Origin of the sequence: Streptomyces sp. PKU-EA00015, from assembly GCF_013387495.1 — a bacterium.
In the GTDB taxonomy this organism is placed as follows: Bacteria; Actinomycetota; Actinomycetes; order Streptomycetales; family Streptomycetaceae; genus Streptomyces.
Genome location: NZ_JABZEE010000049.1, coordinates 61,758 through 87,790, shown reverse-complemented (window position 1 = coordinate 87,790; position 26,033 = coordinate 61,758). Strand labels below are relative to the sequence as shown.

25 protein-coding genes and 1 tRNA gene are annotated in these 26,033 nt (G+C 71.4%); 10 read left to right on the top strand and 16 right to left on the bottom strand.

Features of this window, described 5'->3' with window-relative positions; translation table 11 throughout:
- Positions 1-311 precede the first annotated feature (311 nt).
- The 3 genes from HW130_RS27175 (at position 312) to HW130_RS27165 (ending at position 4,121) form a co-directional block, all read left to right on the top strand.
- Positions 312-1,691, top strand: coding sequence for an NAD(P)/FAD-dependent oxidoreductase (locus tag HW130_RS27175; protein WP_177152362.1), 1,380 nt, complete (start codon positions 312-314; stop codon positions 1,689-1,691).
- A 197-nt stretch (positions 1,692-1,888) separates the two neighbouring features.
- Positions 1,889-3,193 carry a cyclopropane-fatty-acyl-phospholipid synthase family protein gene (locus tag HW130_RS27170; protein WP_177152361.1) on the top strand — a complete coding sequence of 435 codons (1,305 nt, stop codon included), beginning with the start codon at positions 1,889-1,891 and terminating at the stop codon, positions 3,191-3,193.
- Positions 3,194-3,320: 127 nt separating this feature from the next.
- Complete coding sequence (locus tag HW130_RS27165) at positions 3,321-4,121, top strand: hypothetical protein (RefSeq protein WP_177152360.1); 801 nt, start codon at positions 3,321-3,323, stop codon at positions 4,119-4,121.
- Between the two features lie 162 nt (positions 4,122-4,283).
- Here HW130_RS27165 and HW130_RS27160 read toward each other — a convergent pair whose 3' ends face one another.
- Positions 4,284-6,821: an ABC transporter permease gene (locus tag HW130_RS27160; protein WP_177152359.1), complete on the bottom strand. Its 2,538-nt coding sequence runs from the start codon at positions 6,819-6,821 to the stop codon at positions 4,284-4,286.
- Between the two features lie 162 nt (positions 6,822-6,983).
- A complete protein-coding gene (locus HW130_RS27155; protein ID WP_177152358.1) occupies positions 6,984-7,754 on the bottom strand; it encodes an ABC transporter ATP-binding protein in 771 nt (256 codons plus the stop codon).
- Positions 7,755-8,144: 390 nt separating this feature from the next.
- Here HW130_RS27155 and HW130_RS27150 point away from each other — a divergent pair.
- A tRNA-Leu gene (locus tag HW130_RS27150) sits at positions 8,145-8,226 on the top strand.
- A gap of 165 nt (positions 8,227-8,391) precedes the next feature.
- Positions 8,392-9,282: a Bax inhibitor-1/YccA family protein gene (locus tag HW130_RS27145; RefSeq protein ID WP_177152357.1), complete on the top strand. Its 891-nt coding sequence runs from the start codon at positions 8,392-8,394 to the stop codon at positions 9,280-9,282.
- A 96-nt stretch (positions 9,283-9,378) separates the two neighbouring features.
- On the opposite strand, the gene HW130_RS27140 is transcribed toward HW130_RS27145, so the two are convergent.
- Entirely contained in the window at positions 9,379-9,609 is a 231-nt protein-coding gene (locus tag HW130_RS27140) for a DUF4287 domain-containing protein (RefSeq protein WP_177152356.1), read from the bottom strand.
- A gap of 98 nt (positions 9,610-9,707) precedes the next feature.
- On the opposite strand from HW130_RS27140, the gene HW130_RS27135 reads away from it, so the two are divergent.
- Positions 9,708-10,031, top strand: a complete 324-nt coding sequence (locus HW130_RS27135; protein ID WP_177152355.1) for a hypothetical protein — start codon at positions 9,708-9,710, stop codon at positions 10,029-10,031.
- Positions 10,032-10,063: 32 nt separating this feature from the next.
- Here the strand turns inward: HW130_RS27135 and HW130_RS27130 are convergent, their stop codons facing one another.
- From HW130_RS27130 to HW130_RS27120, 3 genes are all read right to left on the bottom strand, one after another.
- Positions 10,064-10,915: a hypothetical protein gene (locus HW130_RS27130; protein WP_177152354.1), complete on the bottom strand. Its 852-nt coding sequence runs from the start codon at positions 10,913-10,915 to the stop codon at positions 10,064-10,066.
- A 309-nt stretch (positions 10,916-11,224) separates the two neighbouring features.
- On the bottom strand, positions 11,225-12,445 hold the full coding sequence (locus HW130_RS27125; protein WP_177152353.1) for an acetyl-CoA C-acetyltransferase: 1,221 nt from the start codon (positions 12,443-12,445) through the stop codon (positions 11,225-11,227).
- 137 nt (positions 12,446-12,582) lie between these two features.
- Complete coding sequence (locus HW130_RS27120; protein ID WP_177152403.1) at positions 12,583-13,587, bottom strand: SGNH/GDSL hydrolase family protein; 1,005 nt, start codon at positions 13,585-13,587, stop codon at positions 12,583-12,585.
- A gap of 149 nt (positions 13,588-13,736) precedes the next feature.
- Here HW130_RS27120 and HW130_RS27115 point away from each other — a divergent pair, with 149 nt between their 5' ends.
- On the top strand, positions 13,737-15,125 hold the full coding sequence (locus HW130_RS27115) for a cystathionine beta-synthase (protein ID WP_177152352.1): 1,389 nt from the start codon (positions 13,737-13,739) through the stop codon (positions 15,123-15,125).
- 596 nt (positions 15,126-15,721) lie between these two features.
- Here the strand turns inward: HW130_RS27115 and pqqD are convergent.
- Genes pqqD through HW130_RS27100 form a run of 3 tightly spaced genes read right to left on the bottom strand, consistent with a single transcriptional unit; the run spans position 15,722 to position 16,880 of the window.
- On the bottom strand, positions 15,722-15,994 hold the full coding sequence (gene pqqD / locus HW130_RS27110) for a pyrroloquinoline quinone biosynthesis peptide chaperone PqqD (RefSeq protein WP_309140592.1): 273 nt from the start codon (positions 15,992-15,994) through the stop codon (positions 15,722-15,724).
- Positions 15,991-16,719, bottom strand: a complete 729-nt coding sequence (gene pqqC, locus HW130_RS27105) for a pyrroloquinoline-quinone synthase PqqC (protein WP_177152351.1) — start codon at positions 16,717-16,719, stop codon at positions 15,991-15,993. Before pqqC ends, pqqD begins: the two co-directional genes overlap by 4 nt.
- 20 nt (positions 16,720-16,739) lie before the next feature.
- A complete protein-coding gene (locus HW130_RS27100) occupies positions 16,740-16,880 on the bottom strand; it encodes a pyrroloquinoline quinone precursor peptide PqqA (protein ID WP_177152350.1) in 141 nt (46 codons plus the stop codon).
- 268 nt (positions 16,881-17,148) lie between these two features.
- Between HW130_RS27100 and HW130_RS27095 the strand changes: the two genes are divergently transcribed.
- Both HW130_RS27095 and HW130_RS27090 read left to right on the top strand, forming a co-directional pair.
- Entirely contained in the window at positions 17,149-17,985 is an 837-nt protein-coding gene (locus tag HW130_RS27095; protein ID WP_177152349.1) for a MurR/RpiR family transcriptional regulator, read from the top strand.
- Positions 17,986-18,073: 88 nt separating this feature from the next.
- On the top strand, positions 18,074-18,637 hold the full coding sequence (locus tag HW130_RS27090) for a hypothetical protein (protein ID WP_177152348.1): 564 nt from the start codon (positions 18,074-18,076) through the stop codon (positions 18,635-18,637).
- A gap of 12 nt (positions 18,638-18,649) precedes the next feature.
- Here HW130_RS27090 and HW130_RS27085 read toward each other — a convergent pair whose 3' ends face one another.
- The 7 genes from HW130_RS27085 to HW130_RS27055 form a co-directional block, all read right to left on the bottom strand.
- Complete coding sequence (locus HW130_RS27085; protein ID WP_177152347.1) at positions 18,650-19,021, bottom strand: hypothetical protein; 372 nt, start codon at positions 19,019-19,021, stop codon at positions 18,650-18,652.
- Between the two features lie 111 nt (positions 19,022-19,132).
- Positions 19,133-19,519, bottom strand: coding sequence for a roadblock/LC7 domain-containing protein (locus tag HW130_RS27080; protein ID WP_256356369.1), 387 nt, complete (start codon positions 19,517-19,519; stop codon positions 19,133-19,135).
- Between the two features lie 79 nt (positions 19,520-19,598).
- Entirely contained in the window at positions 19,599-20,372 is a 774-nt protein-coding gene (locus HW130_RS27075) for a transcriptional regulator (RefSeq protein ID WP_177152345.1), read from the bottom strand.
- A complete protein-coding gene (locus HW130_RS27070) occupies positions 20,369-20,770 on the bottom strand; it encodes a hypothetical protein (RefSeq protein WP_177152344.1) in 402 nt (133 codons plus the stop codon). The genes HW130_RS27075 and HW130_RS27070 overlap by 4 nt, the downstream gene beginning before the upstream one ends.
- 145 nt (positions 20,771-20,915) lie before the next feature.
- Positions 20,916-22,289, bottom strand: coding sequence for an APC family permease (locus HW130_RS27065; RefSeq protein ID WP_177152343.1), 1,374 nt, complete (start codon positions 22,287-22,289; stop codon positions 20,916-20,918).
- A 103-nt stretch (positions 22,290-22,392) separates the two neighbouring features.
- Entirely contained in the window at positions 22,393-22,857 is a 465-nt protein-coding gene (locus HW130_RS27060; RefSeq protein ID WP_177152342.1) for an SRPBCC family protein, read from the bottom strand.
- Between the two features lie 79 nt (positions 22,858-22,936).
- On the bottom strand, positions 22,937-24,253 hold the full coding sequence (locus tag HW130_RS27055) for a diaminopimelate decarboxylase (RefSeq protein WP_177152341.1): 1,317 nt from the start codon (positions 24,251-24,253) through the stop codon (positions 22,937-22,939).
- 109 nt (positions 24,254-24,362) lie between these two features.
- Here HW130_RS27055 and hutU point away from each other — a divergent pair, with 109 nt between their 5' ends.
- Complete coding sequence (hutU, locus tag HW130_RS27050; RefSeq protein ID WP_177152340.1) at positions 24,363-26,027, top strand: urocanate hydratase; 1,665 nt, start codon at positions 24,363-24,365, stop codon at positions 26,025-26,027.
- The last annotated feature ends 6 nt before the right edge of the window (positions 26,028-26,033 follow it).

The following is a 26,033-nucleotide window of genomic DNA, read 5'->3' as shown; positions in this document are numbered from 1 at the left end:
ACAAGGAATTCGGCCCCGATGGGCGCTCCGAAGCCCCGAAACTCTCTCTCCATCCGCCTGTTGGGTGTTCTGCAGCGGATTCCAAGGCATTCGGTATGCGTTGCCCGCAGAGGGGAAGGAGGAGTGGTTCTCCCGCCGAGAAGGCTTAGGGGCCAGCTCACGAGGGGTGGACAACGTCCTCCGTTACACCGTGGTTCCCGTACCACGCCATGACCTCGGTCACGTGGGCCGCGCAGTGTAGCAGAGCACACGCGACTGCTTGTGAAGGGGCTCACGAGCACCCCCTCCGAGGGGGGTGGATACTCGATGGCATGAGCACCACGGAGCGTCCCAGGATCCTCGTTGTAGGCGGTGGGTACGTAGGCCTGTACGCGGCACGTCGCATCCTGAAGAAGATGCGCTACGGCGAGGCGACCGTCACGGTCGTCGACCCGCGCTCGTACATGACGTACCAGCCCTTCCTCCCCGAAGCTGCCGCCGGCAGCATCTCGCCTCGGCATGTCGTCGTCCCGCTGCGACGCGTGCTGCCCAAGGCAGAGGTTCTCACCGGCCGGGTCACGACCATCGACCAGGACCGCAAGGTCGCCACCGTCTCCCCGCTGGTCGGCGAGGCGTACGAGCTGCCCTTCGACTACCTGGTCATCGCCCTCGGCGCGATCTCCCGTACCTTCCCGATCCCCGGCCTCGCCGAGCAGGGCATCGGCATGAAGGGCATCGAGGAGGCCATCGGTCTGCGCAACCACGTCCTCGAGCAGCTCGACAAGGCCGACTCGACGACCGACGAGGAGGTCCGCCGCAAGGCGCTGACCTTCGTCTTCGTGGGCGGCGGCTTCGCCGGTGCGGAGACCATCGGCGAGGTGGAGGACCTGGCCCGCGACGCGGCCAAGTACTACACCAACGTCAAGCGCGAGGACATGCGCTTCATCCTCGTCGACGCCGCCGACAAGATCCTTCCCGAGGTCGGCCCCAAGCTGGGCAAGTACGGCAAGGAGCACCTGGAGGCCCGCGGGGTCGAGATCTACCTCTCCACCTCCATGGACTCCTGCATCGACGGCCACGTGGTGCTCAAGAACGGCCTCGAGGTCGACTCCAACACCATCGTGTGGACGGCCGGCGTGAAGCCCAACCCGGCGCTGGCCCGCTACGGCCTGCCGCTCGGCCCCCGCGGCCACGTCGACTGCAACGAGACGCTCCAGGTCAACGGCACCGACTACATCTGGGCCGCCGGCGACAACGCCCAGGTCCCGGACATGGCCGCCCGCAAGGCCGGCGTCGAGAACGCCTGGTGCCCGCCGAACGCCCAGCACGCGCTGCGCCAGGCCAAGGTTCTCGGCGACAACGTGATCTCCGGGATGCGCGGCTTCCCGCAGAAGACGTACGAGCACGCGAACAAGGGTGCGGTCGCCGGTCTCGGCCTGCACAAGGGCGTCGCGATGATCGTCATGGGCAAGGTGAAGATCAAGCTCAAGGGCCGGCTCGCCTGGTACATGCACCGTGGTTACCACGGCATGGCCATGCCGACCTGGAACCGCAAGATCCGGGTCTTCGCCGACTGGACGCTCGCGATGTTCCTCAAGCGCGAGGTCGTCTCCCTCGGTGCGATGGAGAGCCCGCGCGAGGAGTTCTACGAGGCCGCCAAGCCGGCCCCGGTCGCCGCGAAGCCGGAGGCCGAGAAGGCCAAGGCGTCGTAACGACACCCGCACTGCCCCGAAGGGGCCGCCCGCCATCCGTGGTGCGGGCGGCCCCTTCGGCGTTCCCGGCGTACACCCTGTGGGCCATGCAGGCATTTTGCCTGTGCATGGCGTAGTGCGGGGAAGTACACAGGGTGGGCATCGTGTTGGACGGAAGTGGAGCGTTCCGCGGAACCACCGTCACGGAGGTGTGCGCCATGGCCGACGCCGCGCTGCGGCTGACCACTCTTGCCGAGGAAGTGCTGGGAGTCCCGCTCCCGGTGCGCATCCGGGCCTGGGACGGCAGCGAGTCCGGTCCCCCGGACGCGCCGGTCGTCGTCGTACGCCACCGGCGGGCGCTGCGGCGGCTGTTGTGGCGGCCGGGCGAGCTCGGCCTCGCGCGCGCGTGGGTCGCCGGAGAGCTCGACGTCGACGGGAACCTCTACGAGGCGCTCGACCGGCTGTCCGGGTTCGTGTGGGAGCGGAACTCCGACCCTGCTGCCGCCGCCCCCGCCGTGCACCCGCTGCGCGACCCCCGGCTGCGGGCCGCCGCCCGGGGGCTGCTGAAGCTCGGCGGCGCGCTTCCCCCGCCGGCCGCCCCCGCCGAGGAGGTGCGGCGCCGCACCGGCCCGCTGCACACCAGACGGCGCGACAAGGAGGCCATCAGCCACCACTACGACGTCGGCAACGACTTCTACGGGCTGGTGCTCGGCCCGTCGATGGTCTACTCGTGCGCCTACTGGGACGAGGGCGAGGGCACCCTGGAGGACGCCCAGCGCGACAAGCTCGACCTGGTCTGCCGCAAGCTGGGGCTGGCGAAGGGCGACCGGCTGCTCGACGTCGGCTGCGGCTGGGGCTCGATGGCGATCCACGCGGCACGCGAGTACGGCGCGCAGGTCACGGGCATCACACTCTCCCGCGAGCAGGCCGCGTACGCCCGCAAGCGGATCGCCGACGAGGGGCTGACGGACCGGATCGAGATCCGCGTGCAGGACTACCGCGACGTCAGGGACGGTCCGTACGACGCAATTTCCTCCATCGGCATGGCCGAACACGTCGGCCGGGTCCGCTACCGCGAGTACGCCGACCAGCTCCTGTCGCTGCTGAAGCCGAGCGGCCGGCTGCTCAACCACCAGATCGCGCGCCGCCCGGAGAAGAACGAAGCGGCGTACCAGGTGGACGAGTTCATCGACCGGTACGTCTTCCCCGACGGTGAACTGGCCCCGCTCGGCCGTACGGTCGCCACGCTGGAGGAGGCGGGCTTCGAGGTCCGCGACGTGGAGGCGATCCGCGAGCACTACGCCCGCACGCTGCGGGCCTGGGTCGCCAACCTGGAGGCGTCCTGGCCCCGCGCGTCCCGCCTGACGTCCCCGGGCCGGGCGCGGGTATGGCGGCTGTACATGGCGGCGTCGGCGGTGTCGTTCGAACGGAACCGGATCGGAGTCAACCAGATCCTGGCGGTCCGGACCCCGACGACGGGCGAGTCCGGCCTTCGCCCGCGCGCACGGGAGTGGCGGGGCTGAGGGGCGAGGACCGCTGCGCGGAGCCTGTTCCCCACCCCGCCCTCCCGTCGGCCTGGCGGCCGGAGGAGGTGCCCCCATCCGAACCGGGGGCTCCGCCCCCGGACCCTCTCCCTACGGCCTGGCGGGTGTGGGAGGGACCGCCGCCTACGGCCTGGCGGGTGTGGGAGGGACCGCCGCCTACGGCCTGGCGGGTGTGGGAGGGACCGCCGCCTACGGCCTGGCGGGTGTGGGAGGGACCGCCGCCTACGGCCTGGCGGGTGTGGGAGGGACCGCCGCCTACGGCCTGGCGGGTGTGGGAGGGACCGCCGCCTACGGCCTGGCGGGTGTGGGAGGGACCGCCGCCTACGGCCTGGCGGGTGTGGGAGGGACCGCCGCCTACGGCCTGGCGGGTGTGGGAGGGACCGCCGCCTACGGCCTGGCGGGTGTGGGAGGGACCGCCGCCTACGGCCTGGCGGGTGTGGGAGGGACCGCCGCCTACGGCCTGGCGGGTGTGGGAGGGACCGCCGCCTACGGCCTGGCGGGTGTGGGAGGGACCGCCGCCTACGGCCTGGCGGGTGTGGGAGGGACCGCCGCCTACGGCCTGGCGGGTGTGGGAGGGACCGCCGCCTACGGCCTGGCGGGTGTGGGAGGGACCGCCGCCTACGGCCTGGCGGGTGTGGGAGGGACCGCCGCCTACGGCCTGGCGGGTGTGGGAGGGACCGCCGCCTACGGCCTGGCGGGTGTGGGAGGGACCGCCGCCTACGGCCTGGCGGTTGTGGGAGGGACCGCCGCCTACGGCCTGGCGGGCGTGGGCGGGACCCCCCGCCTACGCCCTGCGGGCGTGCGGGGACCCCCCGCGCCTCAAGCGCCGGCGGGCTGGATTCGGCGGAGCGAAATCAGCCCCTCTGGGGGCACTCCCCACGGCCGCCAGGCCGTAGGGGGAGGTTGAGGACACCGCGCGAAGCGCGGTCCGGGGTCCGGGGCTTGCCCCGGTTACGGGATGGGGGTATCTCCCACGGCCGCCAGGCCGTAGGGGGAGGGCGGGGTGGGGAACGGCTCCGCGCAGCGGCCACACCGCCGCGCGGACCCCCCGGCCCCCAGGCCCCCCGGCCTACTCCGTCTTGATCGCCGTCAGCATGTTCAGCCGCGCCGCGCTCCGTGCCGGCCACATCGCCGCCAGCACGCCCACCACACCGGCCAGCAGCAGGAAGATCCCGATCCGGTCCCACGGCAGGATCAGCGCGTAGCCCGGGATCTCGGAGCGGATCGTCTCGCCGATCGCCCACGCCAGGAACGCACCCAGGCCCACACCGATCACCGCGCCGAACACCGAGATGACCACGGCCTCCAGGCGGATCATCCGCTTCACCTTCCGCCGGTCGAGACCGATCGCGCGCAGCATGCCGATCTCCTGCTGGCGCTCGAACACCGACATCGCCAGTGTGTTGATCACGCCGAGCACCGCGATGATCAGGGCCATCGCGAGCAGGCCGTACATGATGTTCAGCGCCGTGTTGATGAAGCCGCCGAACATGTTCCGGATGTCCTGCTGGTCCATGACGCTCATCGCCGGGTTGTCGCCGAGCGCGTCCACCAGCGCCTGCTCGTTCGCCTCGCTCGCACCGCCGTCCATGGCCACCCAGATCTCGGGGATGAACGGCTTGGTCTCGTACGGGGCCACCAGGTCGGTCGACACCAGCACCGGCGAAAGGAACTCGTTGCCCTGGTAGACGGCGCCGATCCGCACGTTCTTCTTCTCCGGCTCGTCCGCGTCGCCGAAGTCCGCCGGCAGCGTGTCACCGACCTTGTAGCCGTTGGACTTCGCCGTGTCCTCGGCGACCGCGATCTCGCCCTTGGCGAGTGTCGCGAGCGATCCGGACACCGTCTTCAGGTCGAAGACCTTCTCCACGGCACCGGGGGTGACCGCCGACGCAGCGTGCCAGGTGCCCTTGATCTCCAGCGACGTCGCCTGCTGCGGCGAGACCGCGCTGATGCCCTTCGCCTTCCGGATCGCCTCCAGCGCCGACTCGTCCAGGGCCCCGCCGCCGGCCATCGAGACCATGTAGTCGGCCCGGATGTTGTCCGTCGTCATCCTGTCGACGGCCCGGCCCATCGTCGCGCCGAGTACCGACAGGCCGGTGACCAGGGTCAGGCCGATCGCCAGCGCGGAGGCGGTGGCGCCGGTGCGGCGCGGGTTGCGGACCGCGTTCTGTCCGGCCAGCTTGCCGGACACACCGAACACCTTGTGCAGGAGCGGGCGGGCCAGGGCGATGACCGGCCGCGACAGCAGCGGGATGAGGACGATGACGCCGACCAGGGCGAAGAAGGCGCCGGCGCCGATGAGCATCCGGCCGTCCTTGCCGATCGCCGCGCCACCGACGATGCCGGCCGCGCCGAGCAGGGTGACGGCGCCGCCGATGCTGTTCCGCAGGACGAGCGACTTGGTCGTCGCGACCGCGTGCACGCTGCCCATCGCCGCGACCGGCGCGATCTTCGCGGCGCGGCGGGCCGGCAGCCACGCCGCCAGCATCGTGATCAGCACACCGACGGCGAACGCCGCGGCGACCGCGGTCGGGGACACCACCAGCGGACCGGCCGGCACCTTCGCCCCGAACGCGCTCATCGCGGACCGCAGCCCGGTGGCCAGACCGAGGCCCAGGACGAAGCCGACCACCGAGGCGACCGCTCCGACGACCATGGCCTCGAGGATCACCGAGCGCTTGACCTGGCGGCGCGAGGCGCCGACGGCGCGCAGCAGCGCCAGCTCCTTGGTGCGCTGGGCGACGAGCATGGTGAAGGTGTTGGCGATCAGGAAGACGCCGACGAACAGGGCGATGGCCGCGAAGGCGAGCAGCATCGTGTTGAGGTTCGACAGGCCGCTCTCGATCTGCCGGGCCTGGTCGTCGGCGAGCTGCGTGCCGGTCTGGGCCTCGGCGTCCTCGGGCAGCAGGGGCTCGACGGCGCCGAGGATCTTCGCGTCGGACGCGCCCGCCGCGGCGGTGACGGTGACGTCCTTGTAGTAGCCGGGCTGGAGGTAGAGCTTCTGCGCGACGGCGGTGTCGAACAGGACCAGGCTGCCGCCCGCGTTCACCGCCCCGTCCTCGGTGGTGAACACCCCGGCGAGGGTGTACTCCTTCACCGGACCGTTGGTGGCGACGCGTACGGTGTCGCCGACCTTGTACGAGCCCTTCTCCGCGGAGTCCTTGTCGAGGGCGATCTCGCCGGCCGCCTTCGGGCCCGTGCCGTCGGTGAAGTCGTACGCCGGGTCCTCGCCGTCCTCGCCGGGGGCGAAGTTGGCTCCGGTGTTGGACCAGCCGTTGCCGATGAGCTTGCCGTCCTGGTCGGCGACCCCGGCGAAACCGGAGACCCGTCCGGTGGCTCCGGCCACGCCGTCGAGGGCGCGGATCTTCTCGAGGGTCCTGTCGTCGATTCCGGGGTTCTTCCGGCTGTCGTCCGGGTCGGCGTAGGTGGTCACGGCGACCGCGACGTCGTCGTAGCTCTTGGCGGACTGCTTGCGGTAGGCGTTGCCGAGGGTGTCGGTGAAGACCAGGGTGCCGGAGACGAAGGCCACGCCGAGCATCACGGCGAGCACGGTCATCAGCAGCCTGGCCTTGTGCGCGAGCACATTGCGCAGGGCGGTACGGAACATGGTGTGTCCTGGGAGTGGGCCGGCGCGCGACGAAGGAGCCCGGCGGGCTCGGCCACGGGCCGGACGATGACAACAGGAGAGGAGGGGCCCCTCAGGCGTGCGGTGCGTCGCCGCACACCCGGGGCGCGGGGCCGGTCGTACGGCCCGCCGGGCGGGGGAGCGTCAGCTCGTGCGGCCCTTGGCGTCGAAGGCCTTCATCCGGTCGAGGACCCCGTCGGCGCTCGGGCTCAGCATCTCGTCGACGATCCGCCCGTCCGCCAGGAAGATCACGCGGTCGGCGTAGGAGGCGGCCACCGGGTCGTGGGTCACCATGACGACGGTCTGGCCGAGCTCGCGCACCGAGTTCCGCAGGAAGCCCAGCACCTCGGCGCCCGAGCGCGAGTCCAGGTTTCCGGTCGGCTCGTCACCGAAGATGATCTCGGGCCGGGAGGCCAGGGCGCGGGCCACGGCCACGCGCTGCTGCTGGCCGCCGGACAGCTGGGCCGGACGGTGGCCGAGCCGGTCCCGCAGACCGACCATCTCGATGACGCGCTGCACCCACTCCTTGTCGGGCCTGCGGCCCGCGATGTCCATGGGGAGCGTGATGTTCTCCTGCGCGGTCAGCGTCGGCAGCAGGTTGAACGCCTGGAAGATGAAGCCGATCTTGTCGCGGCGCAGCTGGGTCAGCTGCTTGTCCTTCAGGGAGCCGAGCTCGATGTCGCCGATGCGCACGGAGCCGGAGCTGAAGGTGTCGAGGCCGGCGACGCAGTGCATCAGCGTCGACTTGCCGGAGCCCGAGGGCCCCATGATCGCGGTGAACTCCGCCTGGCGGAAGTCGACGCTCACCCGGTCGAGTGCGACCACCTGGGTCTCGCCCTGTCCGTACACCTTGGAAAGGTCCGTGGCGCGGGCGGCCACGGCGGTGGCGCGGTGAGCGATGGGCGTGGTGGTCACGAGAAGGGCTCCTGTCGGCCTTGTGCTGCGGGGACCACCCCATCGTGTCGCCCGCCCGGCGGCGAATCGTCACTCCCGATGCCCGTTCCCGGGGCCCTCTCCGGTCGGACCGGGCGGCGTGCTCGTCATCCTTGGGTATGACAGCGCCCCTGAGCCCGGCCGGGGGACGGCGGACCGGTGCCGACCTGACATACGCGCCCGGCAGTTTTCCGTCATTCCCGATGCCGGGCGCGGGCGGGCAGGACCCCTGTGCTGCGGGTACGAACACCCATGTACCAGCACTGACGGACCCTCAGGTGCCAATAAAATAAGACAACATCGGGCCATCGGGGCCGATGCCGGTTCGATCTCCACCGATAGGCTCGTGTGCCAACGCGGAGCCGCGTACACGCCCGGATGGTGGAATGCAGACACGGCGAGCTTAAACCTCGCTGCCCCTCGGGGCGTGCCGGTTCAAGTCCGGCTCCGGGCACACCTGCGCCTCGGGCACCCGTCCCGCAGCCGCCAGGCCACCGGCCCGGCGGCCGTTCGGTACGTCACGATCTCGGAAAGATCCTCCCCGAGCACTAGGGTGTTCTCTTTGCTTCCGCATTACTCTTGACTTCTAGGCCGCGCACGGTGGCCAAGGAGGAGTGAGATGAGGAGCAGCAACCCGGTCTTCTCGCGACGGGGGTTCAGCCGCGACAACGGCTACGCGGGCTTCAACGCGCAGCAGACGCAGGCCGGGGGCCCCGCCGCTGGAACGAACCCCTACGCACAGGGCGCGGGCAACCCGTACGCCACCAACCCCTACGCCCCGGCAGGCACGCAGGCCGGCGCTCCCGTGCAGGCTCCCGCCCGCACGGGCGTGATGACGATCGACGACGTCGTCACGCGCACCGCCATGACCCTCGGCACGGTCGTGCTCACCGCGATCCTGTCCTGGGTGCTGCTGCCGGTCGACCCGGCCAACCTCGGCACGTCGTACGGCATCGCCGTCGGCGCGGCTCTGGTCGCGATGGTGCTGGCGCTCGTCCAGGCGTTCAAGCGCAAGGCCTCGCCCGCGCTGATCCTGCTGTACGCGGCCTTCGAGGGCGTTTTCCTCGGCGTGATCTCCAGCGCGGTCTCCACGTACATCTCGGACGGCGTGGTCGCCCAGGCCGTGCTCGGCACGATGGCGGTCTTCGCCGGCGTGCTGATCGCCTACAAGATGCGCTGGATCCGTGTCACGCGCCGTTTCTACGGCTTCGTGATGGCGGCGGCGATGGGCTTCGTCCTGCTGATGCTGGTGAACCTGCTGTTCTCCGTCTTCGGTGGCGGTGACGGCCTCGGCTTCCGTAGCGGCGGCCTCGGCATCCTGTTCGGTGTCATCGGCGTCATCCTCGGCGCCTGCTTCCTCGCCCTGGACTTCAAGCAGGTCGAGGACGGCATCGCGTACGGCGCTCCGCGCGAGGAGTCCTGGCTGGCGGCCTTCGGCCTCACCCTGACCCTGGTGTGGATCTACCTGGAGATGCTGCGTCTGCTGTCGATCCTCCAGGGCGACGACTGATCCAGGTCGTCACCCGTGCGGCACACGCACGAAGGGCCCGCCCGGCACTTGCCGGGCGGGCCCTTTCCGTTGCTCGTGCGCGATTCCGCCAAGCCGCTACAGCAGCTTGCGCGCGGCGCGCCTCAGATCGTACTCATGGATGATCGCTTTGGCCTGGCCGTACGAGAGGTTGTGTTCGCCGCGTAGCCAGCTGACCTTCTCCTCGAAGCGGAAGAGCGACGGACCTTCTTCGACGGTGCGCAGCCAGTCGGAGATCTCACGACCGGTGCACTCGGGGATTCGGGAGAGCAGATTTCGATGGGTCTCTTCGGAGAAGACTTGGGACATCGGCGCCTCCGGACGCATTGCGCGTGTGCTCTTCACGCAACCGTGCCTGAGGGTTCGCGTATTGGCAACAGTCCCGCGAGGGCGCGTAGGGTCGCGGCGTGCTTGATACGAGTGAACTGATCACCGTCGGTGAGCGATTCGCGGACCGGTTGCGGGCGGCCCCGCAGAGCCGTCTCCAACGGGGCGCGGCGGCCGAGGGGCTGGCCCTGGCCAGGGAATTGTCGGTGCGGGCGCAGCGTCTGGAGGACCCGTCGGGCGAGCCGATGATCATGCCCGACGAGGGGGTGTTCGTGGTGGCGGACCAGCTGATGGTGGCGGTCCGTGACATGGCCGAGGCCCTGCGGTTCAGCCCGGCAGGTTCCGAACAGGTTGACGCCGCGGTCGTCCTCGTACAGGAGGCCGCGGCGCGGGCGGGGCTCTAGGTGCTCGGCGGGCGGCGGGGGCCCGGGGAGCCTCAGTGGGAGGCGATCACGCGGTCCGCGAGGATGTAGACACTCTCCTCGCCGCAGGTGAAGGTCAGGGCGTACGCGCCCGAGACGCCGGAACCACCGAGCAGGACGGGCGCGTGGCCCGCGCGCAGCGCCTCGGCGAGGCGTTCGGCGGTCTCGCGGTGGCCGGGCGTCATGCACAGCGTCGTCCCGTCGGCGAACACGTACACGTCGAGCGTCCCCAGCGGACCCGGCCGGACGTCGGCCAGCTCGGTACCGGTCTCGGCCAGCTCCTCGAGCCGTGCGACCGTGCGCTCGTGGTCGGTGACCACCGGCGTCTGGACCGGGACGAAGTCGGGGTGCGAGGGGTGGCGGCGGCGGGCGGCTGCCAGCTCGGGGGAGTCCTCGGCGAACTCGGTCATCTCCGGCAGGTCCGCCATGTCGTCGAGTCCCTCAACGGCGTCCAGGTCCATGGCCTCCAGACCCACGAAGTCGGCTTGGCGGGGCACAAAGAACGGCGGGATCTCGTCCCCGCCGGGAAGGCCGCCGAACTGCGGCGCGGAGCCGTCGCCGGCGTAGCGGGCGGAGGCGTCCGCGGCGTCCCGGGCCTCCTGCGCCGCCCAGAAGGCGCGCGCCTCGGCCAGCTCGCGCTCCCGCTCCTCGGCCAGCGCCTCGGCGACGGCCGCGCGTATCTCGGCGGTGTCGCTGGTGCGGGCCGCGGGTACGGAGGCCGTGCGGCCGGGCCCGTACGACGCGGCGAGCTCGGCGCGCAGGGCGGTGACCTGCTTGCGGAGTCCGTGGGCGGCGTGCAGGGCAGCGGCGCCCACGGCCGTGGCGGCGGCCGCGGTCAGCAGCAGGGCAAGAGGCATGGCGCTCACTGACGTACTCCCGGTTTCACTCGATACCCCCGACTTCCTACCTCAGCTTGCGATGTGCCCGCGCCTCCTGTCAGTGCATTACGTCACGAATTGGACAGGACTTTGTGCCTTGTGTTTAGCCGGAAAAAGGCTTTGACCTGGCAAAAGAGTCTCCCCCAGGAGATAGGTCACATCCTGGGGGAGATTGCGTCACGAACTGAGATCCACAGCGCGTAGACCCGCGGGACCGCGTCAGGGCGGCAGATCCGCCCGGTCCTTCGCACCGCTGCGGGTGGGGGCGCCGGGGCGACCCCTACCCTCCGCTCCGGCTCAGCTCAGCCGCTCGATGACCATCGCCATGCCCTGGCCGCCGCCCACGCACATCGTCTCCAGGCCGAACTGCTTGTCGTGGAACTGGAGGCTGTTGATCAGCGTGCCGGTGATCCGCGCGCCGGTCATGCCGAAGGGGTGGCCGACCGCGATCGCGCCGCCGTTGACGTTGACCTTGTCCAGGTCGAAGCCGAGGTCGCGGTAGGACGGGATGACCTGCGCCGCGAACGCCTCGTTGATCTCGACCAGGTCGATGTCGGAGGAGGTCAGGCCCGCGCGCTGCAGAGCCTGCTTCGACGCCTCGACCGGGCCGAGGCCCATGATCTCGGGCGAGAGGCCCGAGACGCCGGTGGAGACTATGCGGGCGAGCGGGGTCAGGCCGAGCTCGCGGGCCTTGGTGTCGCTCATGATGACGAGCGCGGCGGCACCGTCGTTGAGCGGGCAGCAGTTGGCCGCGGTGACCATGCCGTCGGGGCGGAAGACGGGCTTGAGGCCCTGGACGCCCTCCAGGGTGACGCCCGCGCGCGGGCCGTCGTCCGTGCTGACGACCGTGCCGTCGGGGGTCGTCACCGGGGTGATCTCCCGCTCCCAGAAGCCGTTCTTGATGGCTTCCTCGGCCAGGTTCTGCGAGCGCACGCCGAACTCGTCCATCTCCTGGCGGGTCACGCCCTTCCAGCGGGCCAGGTTCTCGGCGGTCTGCCCCATGGCGATGTACGCGTCGGGGACGAGGCCGTCCTCGCGCGGGTCGTGCCAGGTGGTGCCCTCGGTCTCGGCGACGGCAGCGGTGCGTGCCTCGGCCTCGGCGAAGAACGGGTTGTGCGTGTCCGGCAGGGTGTCGGAGTTGCCCTTGACGAAGCGGGAGACCATCTCGACGCCCGCCGAGATGAAGACGTCGCCCTCGCCCGCCTTGATGGCGTGCAGGGCCATGCGCGAGGTCTGCAGCGACGAGGAGCAGTAGCGGGTGACGGTGCAGCCGGGGAGGTGGTCCATGCCCATCCGCACGGCGACGATACGGCCCAGGTTGTGGCCCTGCTCGCCACCGGGCAGGCCGCAGCCGAGCATCAGGTCGTCGATGTCGCGGGGGTCCAGCTCGGGCACCTTGGCGAGCGCGGCCTGGATGATCGTGGCGGTCAGGTCGTCGGGCCGCAGCTCCTTCAGGGAGCCCTTGAAGGCCCGGCCGATGGGCGAACGGGCGGCAGAGACGATCACGGCTTCGGGCATCACGGCTCCATGGGAAAAGAAGGACGGTCAGGCTGACTGACTGGGAAGTTACCCGTACGTACCGGCCTGGTCACCGTACGGGCCGTGTGATGAGGGACTCTTTTCTAAGCGCTTGTTCAGTGAAAAGTGTACGGCCGTCAGTCCGTCTCCACGCGGGCCTCCGCGGGCTCCCTCTCCGGGGTCGGGGGCACCTCCGCCGCCGGGAGACGGCGGCGCCTGCGGTGCTTGAGCAGCGCCCAGGGCGCCCGTGCGCCCGTGACCTCGGTGCCCGCCTCCGAGGCGGCGGTCGCCGCCGCACGCGCCACAGGCAGCATGTCCTCGTCGCGGTCCACGTCCAGCGCGTCGGTCTCCGGCCACAGGCCGAGGGCCGCGCACAGGGTCGGCAGCATCGCCATCGCCGCCGTGGCGTACCCCTCGGCGGAGGGGTGGTAGTTGTCCGCGCCGAACATCTCGCGCGGGTTCGCCGCGAACTCGGGGCCGAGCAGGTCGCCCAGCGAAACCGTGCGCCCGCCCTGCTCCACCACCACGATGGTCTGCGCGGCCGCCAGCTGCCGCGACACCCGGCGGGCCAGCCAGCGCAGGGGCTGGTACACCGGCTCGATCGTGCCCAGGTCCGGGCACGTGCCGACGACCACCTCCGCCCCGGCCGTCCGCAGCCGGCGCACCGCCGACGCCAGGTAGCGCACCGACTGCGTCGGCGGCATCCGGTGCGTGACGTCGTTCGCGCCGATCATGATCACGCACACGTCGGGGGTCCGGGTGCGGTCCGCGAGGAGCTGGGTCACCTGCCGCTCCAGGTCGTCCGACTGGGCGCCCGGCAGCGCGATGTTGCGGACCTCGACCGGTCGCTCGGCCACGGCCGCGAGCCCGGAGGCCAGCAGCGCCCCCGGCGTCTGGCCGGCCCTGCGCACGCCCTGGCCGGCCGCCGTGGAGTCGCCGAGGACCGCGAGATACAGCGGGTCGTCCCGGCCGAACGCCATCCCGTACAGGCCGTTGCCCCGTGGGGGGATGGGTGCCGTGCCCCCGCCGACCGAGCGCTTCGCCAGCTGGACCTCCGCCAGCAGCACGCCCACCGCCGCCGCACCGATCACGCCGATACCGCCTCCGCCGTACGCGGCACCCGCCGCGATGCGCCTGGCCACCCTCGCCCTCGACACAGCCACCTCCTCGCGGCCCTCGCAGGCCGCCGTCTTGCCGTACTAGAGCTAACTGCCCCGTAGCCGGTGTCGCCCAATCCAGCGCCCATCCGGCATACGCTGGCCGCACCATTACGGAGACCCCGGAGAACACTGTGCGTATCCACAACTCGATGATCAGCCTCGTCGGCGACACCCCGCTGGTGAAGCTGAACAACGTGACCGCAGGCATTTCGGCGACCGTCCTCGCCAAGGTCGAGTACTTCAACCCCGGCGGGTCGGTGAAGGACCGCATCGCCCTGCGGATGATCGAGGCGGCCGAGCAGAGCGGCGAGCTGAAGCCCGGTGGCACCATCGTCGAGCCGACCAGCGGGAACACCGGTGTCGGACTCGCGATCGTGGCCCAGCAGAAGGGCTACAAGTGCATCTTCGTCTGCCCGGACAAGGTGTCCACGGACAAGATCAACGTGCTGCGCGCGTACGGTGCCGAGGTCGTCGTGTGCCCCACCGCGGTGGACCCCGAGCACCCGGACTCGTACTACAACGTCTCCGACCGCCTTGTGCGGGAGACCCCCGGCGCCTGGAAGCCGGACCAGTACTCCAACCCGAACAACCCGCGCTCGCACTACGAGACCACCGGTCCGGAGCTGTGGGAGCAGACGGAGGGGAGGATCACCCACTTCGTCGCGGGCGTCGGCACCGGCGGCACGATCTCGGGCACCGGCCGTTACCTCAAGGAGGTGAGCGACGGCCGTGTGAAGATCATCGGCGCCGACCCCGAGGGCTCGGTGTACTCCGGCGGCTCCGGGCGGCCCTACCTCGTCGAGGGCGTCGGCGAGGACTTCTGGCCGAGCGCCTACGACCGGACCGTCACCGACGAGATCGTCGCCGTGTCCGACAAGGACTCCTTCCAGATGACCCGCCGCCTCGCCAAGGAGGAGGGCCTGCTCGTCGGCGGGTCCTGCGGCATGGCGGTCGTCGCCGCCCTGCGCGTCGCCGAGCGGCTCGGCCCGGACGACATCGTGGTCGTCCTGCTTCCCGACAGCGGCCGCGGCTACCTCTCCAAGATCTTCAACGACGAGTGGATGGCCGACTACGGCTTCCTGGAGGAGACGGGCTCCGCGAACGTGGGGGACGTGCTGCGCCACAAGGAGGGCGGCGCCATCCCCAGCCTGGTGCACATGCATCCGGAGGAGACCGTCGGCCAGGCCATCGAGGTGCTGCGCGAGTACGGCGTCTCGCAGATGCCGATCGTCAAGCCCGGCGCCGGCCACCCGGACGTGATGGCCGCCGAGGTCATCGGCTCGGTGGTCGAGCGCGAGCTGCTCGACGCCCTGTTCACCCAGCGCGCCTCGCTGCACGACCCGCTGGAGAAGCACATGTCCGCCCCGCTGCCCCAGGTGGGCTCCGGCGAGCCCGTGGCCGACCTGATGACGGTGCTCGGCGACTTCGCGGACGCGGCGATCGTGCTGGTCGAGGGCAAGCCGACGGGTGTGGTGAGCCGTCAGGACCTGCTCGCCTTCCTCGCGAACGACGCCAAGTAACCGGCGGCGGAAGTCCTTTCGTGAAAACGGTACGAGGGCGACACGTTCGCGCAGCACCCGCTTAACACGCGTCCGGCACATTGGTGGATGTCGGCAGGGGGACCGGGCAGGTAACCCGGCCGGCAGCCAGCGGCGTCAAGGACTTCCGGAGCGGCTCCCGGACCCCTGGACGCCACGGACGCGGAGACCGGCCCTGACCCGGTCCGTGTCCTTCGCGGGGACCGCCGTCGTCCCGCCCCCCGGCTCGCCGGGGGTGCGGCGGTCCCCGCGACATTCTTCAACGGCCCGGCCTATTCCTCCCAGTCGGACTTGCGGCGCCGTGAAGCCCGCTGCCAGGGAGGGCCACAGGTGCGCCGCGTGGGCGGCGTTCACGCCGACGATGCCGAGCCAGGCGACGACCAGGCCGGGGCCACGACCGCGTCAGTGGGGCCGGCACCCCTGTGGGGCGGGGGCAGACGCCCGTTCGACGACGGCGTCGAAGGTGTCCGCCGAACTCGCCTTCCTGGTACGCCGTCCGTCCACTGATCGGTGGTCAGCTCACGCGACCGCCACGTGAGTCCGCGGGCACCGGAGCGGGCGGCCGGGTGCGCCGGACGTCATTGCAGCCAGCCCTCCTGCCGCAGACGGTCGAGGAACGGCGGGACGTCCGTGGCGACCGGAGCGCCCGGGAAGCGTCCGGTCAGCTCCTCGACTATCGCCCGCACGGTGCGGGTCCCGTCGCACAGCTCGACGACGACAGCGGCTCTGCCGGTGAGGACGACGACACGTTCGGGGAGGACCAGCAGGTCCGTGCCCCGGACCTGGTCGTGGCGGCGCACGATGACCGGGGCCAGGGCCGGCTGCCAGCCGTCCGCGTGCGACGCCTTCACGACCCCTCCGGGCAGTGAGCGTGGGCAACGGCGTCGAGGAGCGCCCACAGGACGTCGCACTTGAAGCGGAGCGCCGCCACCGCACGTTCCTGGTCGTCGCGGGTGCACGCCCAGGAGAGGACCAGCCCGAGCGCCTCGGCACTGTCCCGCCCGCCCTGGGAGACGCGGGAGCGGAAGCAGGCGAGGCCGTCCGGTTCGATCCACGGGTAGTGGCGTTCGAAGGCGTCGATGCGGGTGCGCATCAGGTCCGGGGCGGCCAGTTCGGTCAGCGAGGCGGCGACGGCTTCGAGGGGCGGGCGCAGGCGGCAGAAGTTCACGTAGCCGTCGACGGCGAGCCGTACGCCCGGCAGCACGGTGTCGCCGCGCAGCAGCGTCTCGCGGTCGATGCCGGCCGCCTCGCCCAGTCGCAGCCACTGCTCGATGCCGCCCTCGCCGTCGTCCAGGCCGTCGTGGTCCTGAATGCGGCGCAGCCACATGCGGCGCAGTGCGCAGGTGGGAAGCTTGGCGGTGATCAGGGCGTCCTTGACGGGGATGTGGCGCTGGTAGTGGAAGCGGTTGGCGATCCAGCAGCGCAACTCGGCCCGGCTGAGAGCGCCGCTGTGCATGCGGATGCTGAAGGCGTGGCGGTCGTGGTACCGCTCCTCGGGCACCGCGCGGAGCCGTGACTCGAACTCCGCGGTGCTCCAGGGGGCGTCGCCGACCGGGGTGAGCAGCGTGGTCACCACTCGATCACCATCCCCGCCGGCTAGACGGAGTCGCTGTACTGGCCGGTGACTTCCCGCGCGGTCTCGACGACCGTGTGCCCCGGGGTCTCCCAGGCGGAGTCGTCCGTCGTCTCCACGGCGGTCTCCTCGGCCTGCTCCGTGAGTGCCTCGGCTTCGTTCATGGTGCTGCCTTCCGTTTGCGGTGGGTCGGGACCTGCTCCGACGGCAGCCCCGGCGCCCCCGACGACCGGGACACGCCACAGCCGCCCGCCGCGCAGTGTCGAGAGGCAGCGCGCCGCGACCTTCTGTTACGGAGTCTTGACGCAATGCACCCGGCCGACCACTCGGATTCACCCGTCAGGGCCGCTCTTGCCCCTCCGCCGGGCAGCTGCATATGGTCATGCAGAGTTGTCGGTGGCTGAATAGTTGGGGCCGGACGAGGGGGATGGCATGAACGACAGCCCTGCGGCGCGGCTGCAGCTGCTCTTCGAGGGGCACCGCCTCACCCCGACCCAGCGGCGCATCGCGCACAGCATGGTCCGCCGGGCCGGGGACGTGCCGTTCCTGTCCAGCGTGGAGCTCGCCGAACTCGCGGGCGTCAGCCAGCCGTCGGTCACCCGCTTCGCCGTCGCCCTCGGCTTCGACGGCTACCCGGCGCTGCGCAGGCACCTGCGCGAGGTCGTGCCGCCGGAGGCCGTCGCGCACGAGGACACGAACAACGAGTACCAGCAGGCGGTCCAGGCCGAGATCGAGAATCTGCGGCAGCTGGCCGAGATGCTCGCCGACCCGTCCCTCGTGGAGCGCGCCGGGCGGCTGCTCGCCGCCTCCCGTCCGCTGCCGGTGCTCGGGCTGCGCGCCGCGTCCTCGCAGGCCCGCGGCTTCGCGTACTTCGCCGCCAAGGTCCACCCCGACGTCCGCCTCCTCGACGAGGGCGGCTCGATGCTCGCCGACCGCATCGACTCCGCGCGGCGGGCCGGGGCGAGCGCGCTCCTGTGCTTCGCGCTGCCGCGCCACCCCAAGGAGGTCGTGGCGGCGCTGGAGTACGCGCGCGCGGCCGGACTGAAGGTGGTGACCGTCGCGGACTCGGCGTTCGCGCCGGTAGCGGCCCACAGCGATCTGCTGATCCCCGCCGCCGTGGGCACGGGCCTCGCCTTCGACACGGCGTGCGCCCCGATGCTGCTCGGGCGTGTGCTGCTGGAGGCCATGTGCGACGACCTCCCGGACGCCCAGGCGCGGCTCGAGGACTTCGACGCGCAGGCGGCGGAGCGCGGCCTGTTCGTGGACTAGGCAGGCGCCCCTTCGCGATTCTCATGCACCGCTCAGAAACGGCCGCTACCCTCCCGCGGCAACGGAACTCGGCGGAAGGGAACGGGCAGTGGGGCGCGGAGCGCAGTCGTTGGCGCGGGTGGCGGTGACGGTACGGGCGGGCGCGGCGCCCCTGTGGTGGCTCGGCGTCCTCGCCGCCGGGACCGGGCTGCTGCTGCCGGGGCTCACCGGACGTCGCATCGGGGTGCCGGCGGGGGCCGTACTGTTCCTTGTCACCGCTGCCGCGGTCGCTCTCGTGCGGCGCCGTCGGTACACGCGTCTCGCGGACTGCGCGACCCGTGCCGGACGGCACGACGTGCTCCAGGACCGCCGGGTGACGATGAAGGTGGTGCGCCGGTCGCGCCGCTGGTGGCTGCTGCTCGCCTTCCTCGCCGCCGTCGCGAGCTCGCTCGTGCTGCCGGCTGCGGGAGGGGCGTTGCTCGCCGGCGCGGGAGCGGGCCTGTGGCTCAAGGCCGTGTGGCTGGGCCGGCGCGAGCGCACGGAGGAGACGCTGCTGTGGATGCGTACGGACTGGCTGGCCGGGGGAGCGGTCGGCAAGCCCGTCAAGGGCTTTTGTACGACCGGGATCGCCGCCGGTGACGCCGCGCCCGGAGGGGCGCGGCGCCGGAGCTGAGCGGGGCCGGGGTCAGACCTCCAGCTCGGCCTCGATCCTCTTCAACTGGTGTCGGGCCATCGCCAGGTTCGCGCGCTCCTTGTCCAAGGCCAGGTACAGGAACAGGCCGTTGGAGCCGCGGCCCTTCATCAGGCGGATCAGGTGGTACTGCGAGCCGAGGGTGATCAGGATGTCCTCGATCTCGTCCTTGAGGCCCAGGTGCTCCATGGTGCGGACCTTGGCGCGGACCACGTCGGTGTTCCCGGCGGCGGCGACCGTGAGGTCGAGGTCCTTGCCGCCGCCGATGGTGCCCAGCGCCATGCCGCTGGTGTAGTCGACGAGCGCGGCGCCGATGGCACCTTCGATGGTGGTGGCTTCCTTGAGCGCGGTCTCGGTGTTGGCCATGGCAGGCGCACGTTCCTTCCGTCGGTTGGCTGTCGTTCTTGCGGTGGTTGTGTTGCGGGTCGTTCCGGTGCGGTTTCGTGCGGGTGGGTCTGCGGGGGCGGCGGGCATGTGTCAGGCCTCCTGCGGTCGTTCGAGGGCGGCGTCCACCAGCGCCCCGACACGGACACAGGCCCGGCGGGCCTCGAGATGGAGCCGGCCCACGTTGATGCGCGGCTCGGCCAGTACGGTGAGCACGGCCGACGAGCCGGCCGCATAGGTGGCGATGTAGCCCGCCTCGCCCCGTACGAGCAGTTCCTTGAAGCCGCCCTGTCCGGTCGCCTCGGTCAGCCGCAGCGCGACCCCGAGCGCGGCGGCGGTGAGCGCTGCGACGCCCTCCGCGTCCGGGGTGTCCGTCGCCAGCACCAGGCCGTCGACGCTCGCGGCGAGCACACCGGTCAGCTGCGGCACACGGGCGCGCAGTCTTCTGAGTTCACCGAGCACCTCGGTCTCGGCCGTCATGAGCTGTCTCCTCTCGGCGCGCAGCCTCAAAGCACGCCTCATGACGGTGTGCGCAGGGCCCGGTGGGTCGTGCGGTGGGTCACAGGCTTGCCTCCAGAGCGTCGCGGAGCCGGCGTAACAGGGCGATGTCCGGGTCGGCGGGGAATCCGGCGACCCAGTCGGGCAGCGAGGCGGGGGCGGGCGCGGCGGGCTCCGACGGTGTCTCGACGAGCCCCGCGGCGGCCATCCGCCGTACCTCGATCAGGGTGTTGAATGCGGGACGGCCGACGGCCCGGGCGATCGCCGGCGGGGTGCGCACACCGTCGGCGAGCTCCAGCAGCGCCCGCTGTCTGCGGGTGGCCGTGGCGCCGTGGCCCGGCGGACGGCGGCGCAGCGGTGCGGTGTCCACCTCGGGGTGCGGCCACACGGAGTCGAGCAGCCCGCGCCGCCGGCGCGCCTCCCGGACGACGGCCGCAGCGGGCACGGGGCGCACGGTGCCGATCCAGTGCGCGACGCCGTAGCGGAAGCGGGTCGGTCCGCTGCCGGGGGCCAGGGCGAAGAAGGCGGCGTCGTGGAGGGCACCGAGATGGCAGATCTCCAGTGCGCCGCCGGTGACCTGGCCGCTGTCGACGAGGAAGCGTGCCACTTCGCGGCGTGCGCCGGCCCTGGCCACCGCCTCCTGCCAGCCTTCGGGTGCCAGTTGGCCGCCGGCGGTCAGCAGCACGTCGAGGCCGGGTGCTGCCGGGCTCTCGGCGTGCACCACCTGGCCGTCGGCGAGGTAGAGGGCCCCGTGGTCACGGACCAGGACGCCGGTGGCGCGCTCCTCGGCCAGCCGCACGAGCATGGGGGAGACGGTCGTGGCCGCTGCGGTCATCCGAGGACCAGCCGCTCTGCGAGGTCCGCGAGGCGCAGCCGGGCGAGCGCCAGATTGCCGGTGTCCCGGTCGAGCCACAGATGCAGGAACACACTGCTGTCGAACGTGGTCTCCACGAACCGCATCACGTGGTATCCGGTGCGGGTGGTGACGATGAGGTCCTCGACGGGTAACCCCTTGGCGCCGTCGGGTGCCGGGGTCTCGTCGGTTGCGAAGGACGGGTACTCGGCGGCCATCCTGGCCAGTTCGGCCGTCTCGGCCGCGGTGGCCTCGTGGTCGCCGCCTGGGGTCTCCCCGACGGTGCCGAGGGCGAGGCCGCTGGTCCAGTCCACGATGGAGGCTCCCCGGGCCCCGGGCACCACCATGGCTTGCAGCAGACACTCGTCGATTCCGGGCACGCGGACTCCCCTCCCCGCCTCGGTGTGCCGCGCACCGGCGCGGCAGTGACGGAGAGGTTACGCAACGTGGCGCCCGTTCGGGTGAGTTCTGGCATTTTCCATCGGAACATGCGCGCGCCCGGTAGAGTCCGCCCGGCCGGGAGCCCTATCCGTTGCCGGTGCCTGCCACCTCCTCGTGGCGCAGCTTCATCACCAGTTTGTTGACGCCCCACAGCACGATGCCGATGCCGACCAGCACACCGGCCCTGATGTAGACGTCCGCCGCCCGGTCGGCCAGCGGGCTGGCGAGGATCAGCGCGGTGGTGGCGCCGATGACCGGCAGGATCGTCGGCGTACGGAAGTGCCGGTGCTCCACGCGGTCCTTGCGCAGCACCAGGACGGCCACGTTGACCACGGTGAAGACGCACAGCAGCAGGAACGCGGTGGTGTCGCCGAGCCCGGCGATCTCGCCCGTCGACACCAGCCCGATGGCCAGCAGCGCCACGAACACGATGCCGGTGACGGGGGTGCGGCGCCTGCGGAGGACCTTTCCCATGCCGCGCGGCAGCACCTTCTCGTTGGCCAGCCCGTAGCAGAGCCGGGAGGCCATCATGATGTTGATCAGGGCCGAGTTGGTGACCGCGAACAAGGCGATCAGCGCGAAGAGTTTCGGCGGGAAGGCGACGCCTCCCGCCTTGACCACCTCCAGCAGCGGGCCGCTCGACTTCTCCAGCGTGCGGTAGTCGACGAGCAGCGAGGACACCAGCGCGACGAGCACGTAGATGGTGCCGGTGACGGCGACACCGGTGAAGATCGCGCGGGGGAACGTGCGGACCGGATCACGGGTCTCCTCGGCCATGTTGACCGAGTCCTCGAATCCGACGAACGCGAAGAAGCCCAGCGCCGTCGCCCCGAGGACGCTCGTGATCAGCGCGTACCCGGTGCCGGACGCCTCGAACTCACCCAGCCGGGACGGCTCCCCGTCGCCGGTCACCACCGCCCAGGCGCCGATGCCCAGGATCACCACGAGACCGGTGAGTTCGACGACGGTCAGCACCATATTGGTCTTCACGGACTCCGACACGCCCCGCAGCGCCAGTCCGGCGAGGGCGAGGATGAAGACGATCGAGATGAGCGTCGACGGGACGGCGTCGGTGAACTCCTGGAAGTAGTCCCCGCCGAACGCACGGGCGGCCGCGCTCGCCGAGGACAGGCCGGAGCACATCACCATGAACCCGATGATGAAGGTCAGGAAGGGGACCTTGAAGGCCTTCTGGGTGTACAGCGCCGCCCCGGCGGCCTTCGGGTACTTGCCGACCAGTTCGACGTACGACGCTGCCGTCAGGATGGCGACCACGAAGCCGATCGCGAACGGCAGCCACAGTGCCCCGCCGACCTTGCCCGCCACTGCGCCGGTGGTGGCGTAGATGCCCGTGCCGAGGATGTCGCCGATCACGAAGAGGATCAGCAGCCTGGGCCCGATCACCCGTTTGAGCCCGCCCTGTGCCGCTGGTGCCTCGGACGCTGCGGATGTGGCCATGGAACACCTCTCCCGGAGTCGGATGGGAAGGTTTCTGCCCCTGCGTGCTGTGCGTGATGCGTGCCGCTACCCGTGCGGCGGACCGGGGGACGCGGGTGTCCGGTCAGTCGCCCCGGCGCTCGACAGCGGCGGCGACGTCGTCCAGGTCCCTGGTGACCGCGTTGCGCACCGCTCTGGCACCGAGCCCGCCGAGGACCTTCGCGAGCAGGCCTGTGAAGCCGCCGGGCGGCTTGGCACCGAAGGTCATGCGGACCGTCGTCGCGTCCTGGCCCGCCGGCAGCAGCCTGAACTCCGAGACGTAGTGGGTGCCTTGCGAGTCCGCCTCCACGACATAGCGCTCGGGCGGCTCGCAGGCCGTCACGTACATCTCCTCCGTGGCCTGTTTGCCGAGCATCCGCCGGGTCTCGCGCCACCGGGTGCCCACGCCGAAACCGCCGGACGAGAGCACCTCGATCCGCTCCACGCCGCCGAGGATGCGCTCCCAGCCCTGGATGTCGGTCAGGGCCTGCCACACGGCTCCGGGCGCCGCGAGGATCAGGCGCTCGACGACGACAGTGCTGGTAGCCATGGGTCCATGGAACCACCGGTGTCCGGCGCTCGCCTTCGCGCCACGGGCGCGTCGGCCGAGCAGGGCCGGGCGGCGGGGCTCAGCCGAGCAGGGCGTCCCGCTGAGCTCCTCCGGACTCCGCGACGATCGCCTCCATGCTCTGGGCCTCCCGGACGGTGACGAACCGCACCCCGCCGTCCGGTGCGGTGGTGAAGCCGTGCACGGGCGTCCTCGGCAGGCTGTTGTAGCCGTAGTGGCTGGAGAAGTAGTACGCGCCCGTGTCGAGCGCCGCGATCACGTCGCCCTGCTCCAGCAGCGGCAGGGCCCGCTTCTCGGCGAGCAGGTCGCCGGCGAAGCAGGCCGGTCCCGCGACGTCCTGCGCCACGTCCGGCCCCGGCTTGGGCAGGCCCTTGGCGTCGTACGCGGCGATCCTCAGCGGCCAGGACACCGGGTCGTAGACGGTGCGGGTGGCGACCTGGACGCCGGCGTGGGTGACGGCGATGGGACGGCCGCCGGCGGACTTCGCGTACTCGACACGGGCGAGGACCAGGCCGTGCTTGGCGATGAGGGAGCGGCCGAACTCGGTGACCAGTCCGTAGCGCCCGTCGAAGAGGCCCGGCACGTGCTCCTTCAGCTGCCGGGCGTACGCGGCGAAGGTCGGCGTGTGCTCGTCGGAGGCGAAGTTGACCGGGAGGCCGCCGCCGATGTCGATCGTGTCGACCTGCCGCCGGCCGGCCGCCGCGTTGATCTCCTCGGCGAGCTCGTAGACCGCGAGGACGCCCTGAGCCATGCGCGCGAGCGGCATTCCCTGGGAACCGGAGTGGGTGTGCAGACGGGTCAGCCAGGGGCGTTCCGCGTAGGCGCGCACGACCGCTTCCCTGGCCCCCGCGTCGGCGAGCGCGAAGCCGAACTTGGAGGTCGGGGTGGCCGTCGACAGCGCCCCGATCGAGCCGCCGCCGACCTGCGGATTGACGCGCAGGCCCAGCGGCGAGGCGCTCGGTCCCTCGGCCATCAGGGCGTCGATACGCCACAGTTCCTGGAAGTTGTCCGCGTTGACCGCGATCCCCAGGGCGAGGGCCTCGCGCAGCTCGGCGCCGGTCTTGGCGGGGGAGTCGAGCACGGTCAGAGCGGCGGGCAGGCCGGCGGCCCGCGCGAGCGCCAGTTCGCCGGGGCTCGCGACCTCCGCGCCGATGCCCTCGGCGTGCAGGAGGGCGAGGACCGGCACCAGCGGGGCGGCCTTGACGGCGAAGGCGTGCAGCACCGGCGCGTCGGTGACGGCGGCGAAGGCGGCCCGCAGCGCCGCCACCGAGGAGCGGATACCCGCCACGTCGAGGAGGGCGGTGACGGGCTGGTCCTCGGTGAGAAGTCCCTGTTCCACGGCCGCTCGTACGGCCAGGTCCCGGCGGTCGACAGTCATGTCCGCCAGCCAATCATCCGGCGGGTCGCGCCGCAGCGGTTGACTACATCTATTCAGAAGGTAAGTATGTGAATAGAAAATCGACACACCCTCGCGAGGAGGCAACGCCATGTCAGGACCCCGCCCCGTACGGTCACCGCGCGGCAGCGAGCTGAGCGCACTGGGATGGCAGCAGGAAGCCGCACTCCGGATGCTCCAGAACAACCTCGACCCCGAGGTGGCCGAGCACCCGGACAAGCTCGTCGTGTACGGCGGCACCGGCAAGGCGGCCCGCGACTGGCGCTCCTTCGACGCGATGGTGCGCACGCTGAAGACCCTCAAGCAGGACGAGACGATGCTCGTCCAGTCCGGCCGCCCGGTCGGCGTCATGCAGACGCACGAGTGGGCGCCGCGGGTGCTGATCGCGAACTCGAACCTGGTGGGGGACTGGGCGAACTGGGAGGAGTTCCGGCGTCTGGAGCAGCTGGGTCTGACCATGTACGGGCAGATGACGGCCGGGTCGTGGATCTACATCGGTACGCAGGGCATTCTGCAGGGCACGTACGAGACGTTCGCGGCGGTGGCGGCGAAGAAGTTCGGCGGGACGCTGGCGGGGACGATCACGCTGACGGCGGGTCTGGGCGGCATGGGCGGCGCCCAGCCGCTCGCCGTCACCATGAACGACGGCGTGGCGATCTGCATCGACTGCGACCCCCGCGCGATCGAGCGCCGTATCGAGCACCGCTACCTGGACGTGAAGGCGGACTCCCTGGAGCATGCCCTCCAGCTGGCGGTCGGGGCCCGCGATGCGCGCCGCCCGCTCTCCATCGGCCTGCTGGGCAACGCGGCGGACCTCCTTCCGCGCATGCTCGCCGAGAGCGCGCCCATCGACATCGTCACCGACCAGACCAGCGCGCACGACCCCCTGTCGTACCTCCCCGTCGGTGTCGACTTCGGCGACATGCAGTCGTACGCGGCGAAGGACCCGGCCGGGTTCACCACCCGAGCCCGTGAGTCCATGGCCCGGCACGTGGAGGCCATGGTCGGCTTCATGGACGCGGGCGCCGAGGTCTTCGACTACGGCAACTCGATCCGCGGCGAGGCCCAGCTCGCGGGCTACGACCGGGCGTTCGCCTTCCCCGGCTTCGTCCCCGCCTACATCCGGCCGCTGTTCTGCGAGGGCAAGGGCCCGTTCCGCTGGGCGGCGCTCTCGGGCGAGGCCTCGGACATCCACAAGACCGACAAGGCGATGCTCGAGCTCTTCCCGGAGAACGAGTCGCTGGCGCGCTGGATCAAGATGGCGGGCGAGCGTGTCCACTTCCAGGGCCTGCCGGCGCGGATCTGCTGGCTGGGCTACGGCGAGCGGGAAAAGGCCGGAGAGCGGTTCAACGACATGGTCGCCTCGGGCGAGCTGGCCGCGCCGCTGGCCATCGGCCGTGACCATCTGGACTGCGGTTCGGTCGCCTCTCCGTACCGGGAGACGGAGGCGATGCTGGACGGGTCGGACGCGATCGCGGACTGGCCGTTGCTGAACGCGATGGTGAACGTGGCCTCGGGCGCCTCGTGGGTGTCGATCCACCACGGCGGCGGTGTGGGCATGGGCCGTTCGATCCACGCGGGTCAGGTGACGGTCGCGGACGGCACGAGGCTGGCCGGCGAGAAGGTCCGCCGGGTGCTGACCAACGACCCGGGCATGGGCGTCATCCGCCACGTCGACGCCGGCTACGACATCGCCGAGACCGTCGCCGCCGACAAGGGCGTCCGCATCCCCATGCGCGAAGGTGACCAGGCGTGACCACGT

Coding starts and splice junctions, on each gene's coding strand:
- HW130_RS27065 (WP_177152343.1), bottom strand. CDS start 22,289: ATGGCCACATCCGCAGCGTCCGAGGCACCAGCGGCACAGGGCGGGCTC.
- hutU (WP_177152340.1), top strand. CDS start 24,363: ATGTCAGGACCCCGCCCCGTACGGTCACCGCGCGGCAGCGAGCTGAGC.
- HW130_RS27145 (WP_177152357.1), top strand. CDS start 8,392: ATGAGGAGCAGCAACCCGGTCTTCTCGCGACGGGGGTTCAGCCGCGAC.
- HW130_RS27175 (WP_177152362.1), top strand. CDS start 312: ATGAGCACCACGGAGCGTCCCAGGATCCTCGTTGTAGGCGGTGGGTAC.
- HW130_RS27170 (WP_177152361.1), top strand. CDS start 1,889: ATGGCCGACGCCGCGCTGCGGCTGACCACTCTTGCCGAGGAAGTGCTG.
- HW130_RS27080 (WP_256356369.1), bottom strand. CDS start 19,519: ATGACGGCCGAGACCGAGGTGCTCGGTGAACTCAGAAGACTGCGCGCC.
- HW130_RS27075 (WP_177152345.1), bottom strand. CDS start 20,372: ATGACCGCAGCGGCCACGACCGTCTCCCCCATGCTCGTGCGGCTGGCC.
- HW130_RS27100 (WP_177152350.1), bottom strand. CDS start 16,880: ATGAACGAAGCCGAGGCACTCACGGAGCAGGCCGAGGAGACCGCCGTG.
- HW130_RS27085 (WP_177152347.1), bottom strand. CDS start 19,021: ATGGCCAACACCGAGACCGCGCTCAAGGAAGCCACCACCATCGAAGGT.
- HW130_RS27125 (WP_177152353.1), bottom strand. CDS start 12,445: ATGCCCGAAGCCGTGATCGTCTCTGCCGCCCGTTCGCCCATCGGCCGG.
- HW130_RS27160 (WP_177152359.1), bottom strand. CDS start 6,821: ATGTTCCGTACCGCCCTGCGCAATGTGCTCGCGCACAAGGCCAGGCTG.
- HW130_RS27095 (WP_177152349.1), top strand. CDS start 17,149: ATGAACGACAGCCCTGCGGCGCGGCTGCAGCTGCTCTTCGAGGGGCAC.
- HW130_RS27055 (WP_177152341.1), bottom strand. CDS start 24,253: ATGACTGTCGACCGCCGGGACCTGGCCGTACGAGCGGCCGTGGAACAG.
- HW130_RS27140 (WP_177152356.1), bottom strand. CDS start 9,609: ATGTCCCAAGTCTTCTCCGAAGAGACCCATCGAAATCTGCTCTCCCGA.
- HW130_RS27060 (WP_177152342.1), bottom strand. CDS start 22,857: ATGGCTACCAGCACTGTCGTCGTCGAGCGCCTGATCCTCGCGGCGCCC.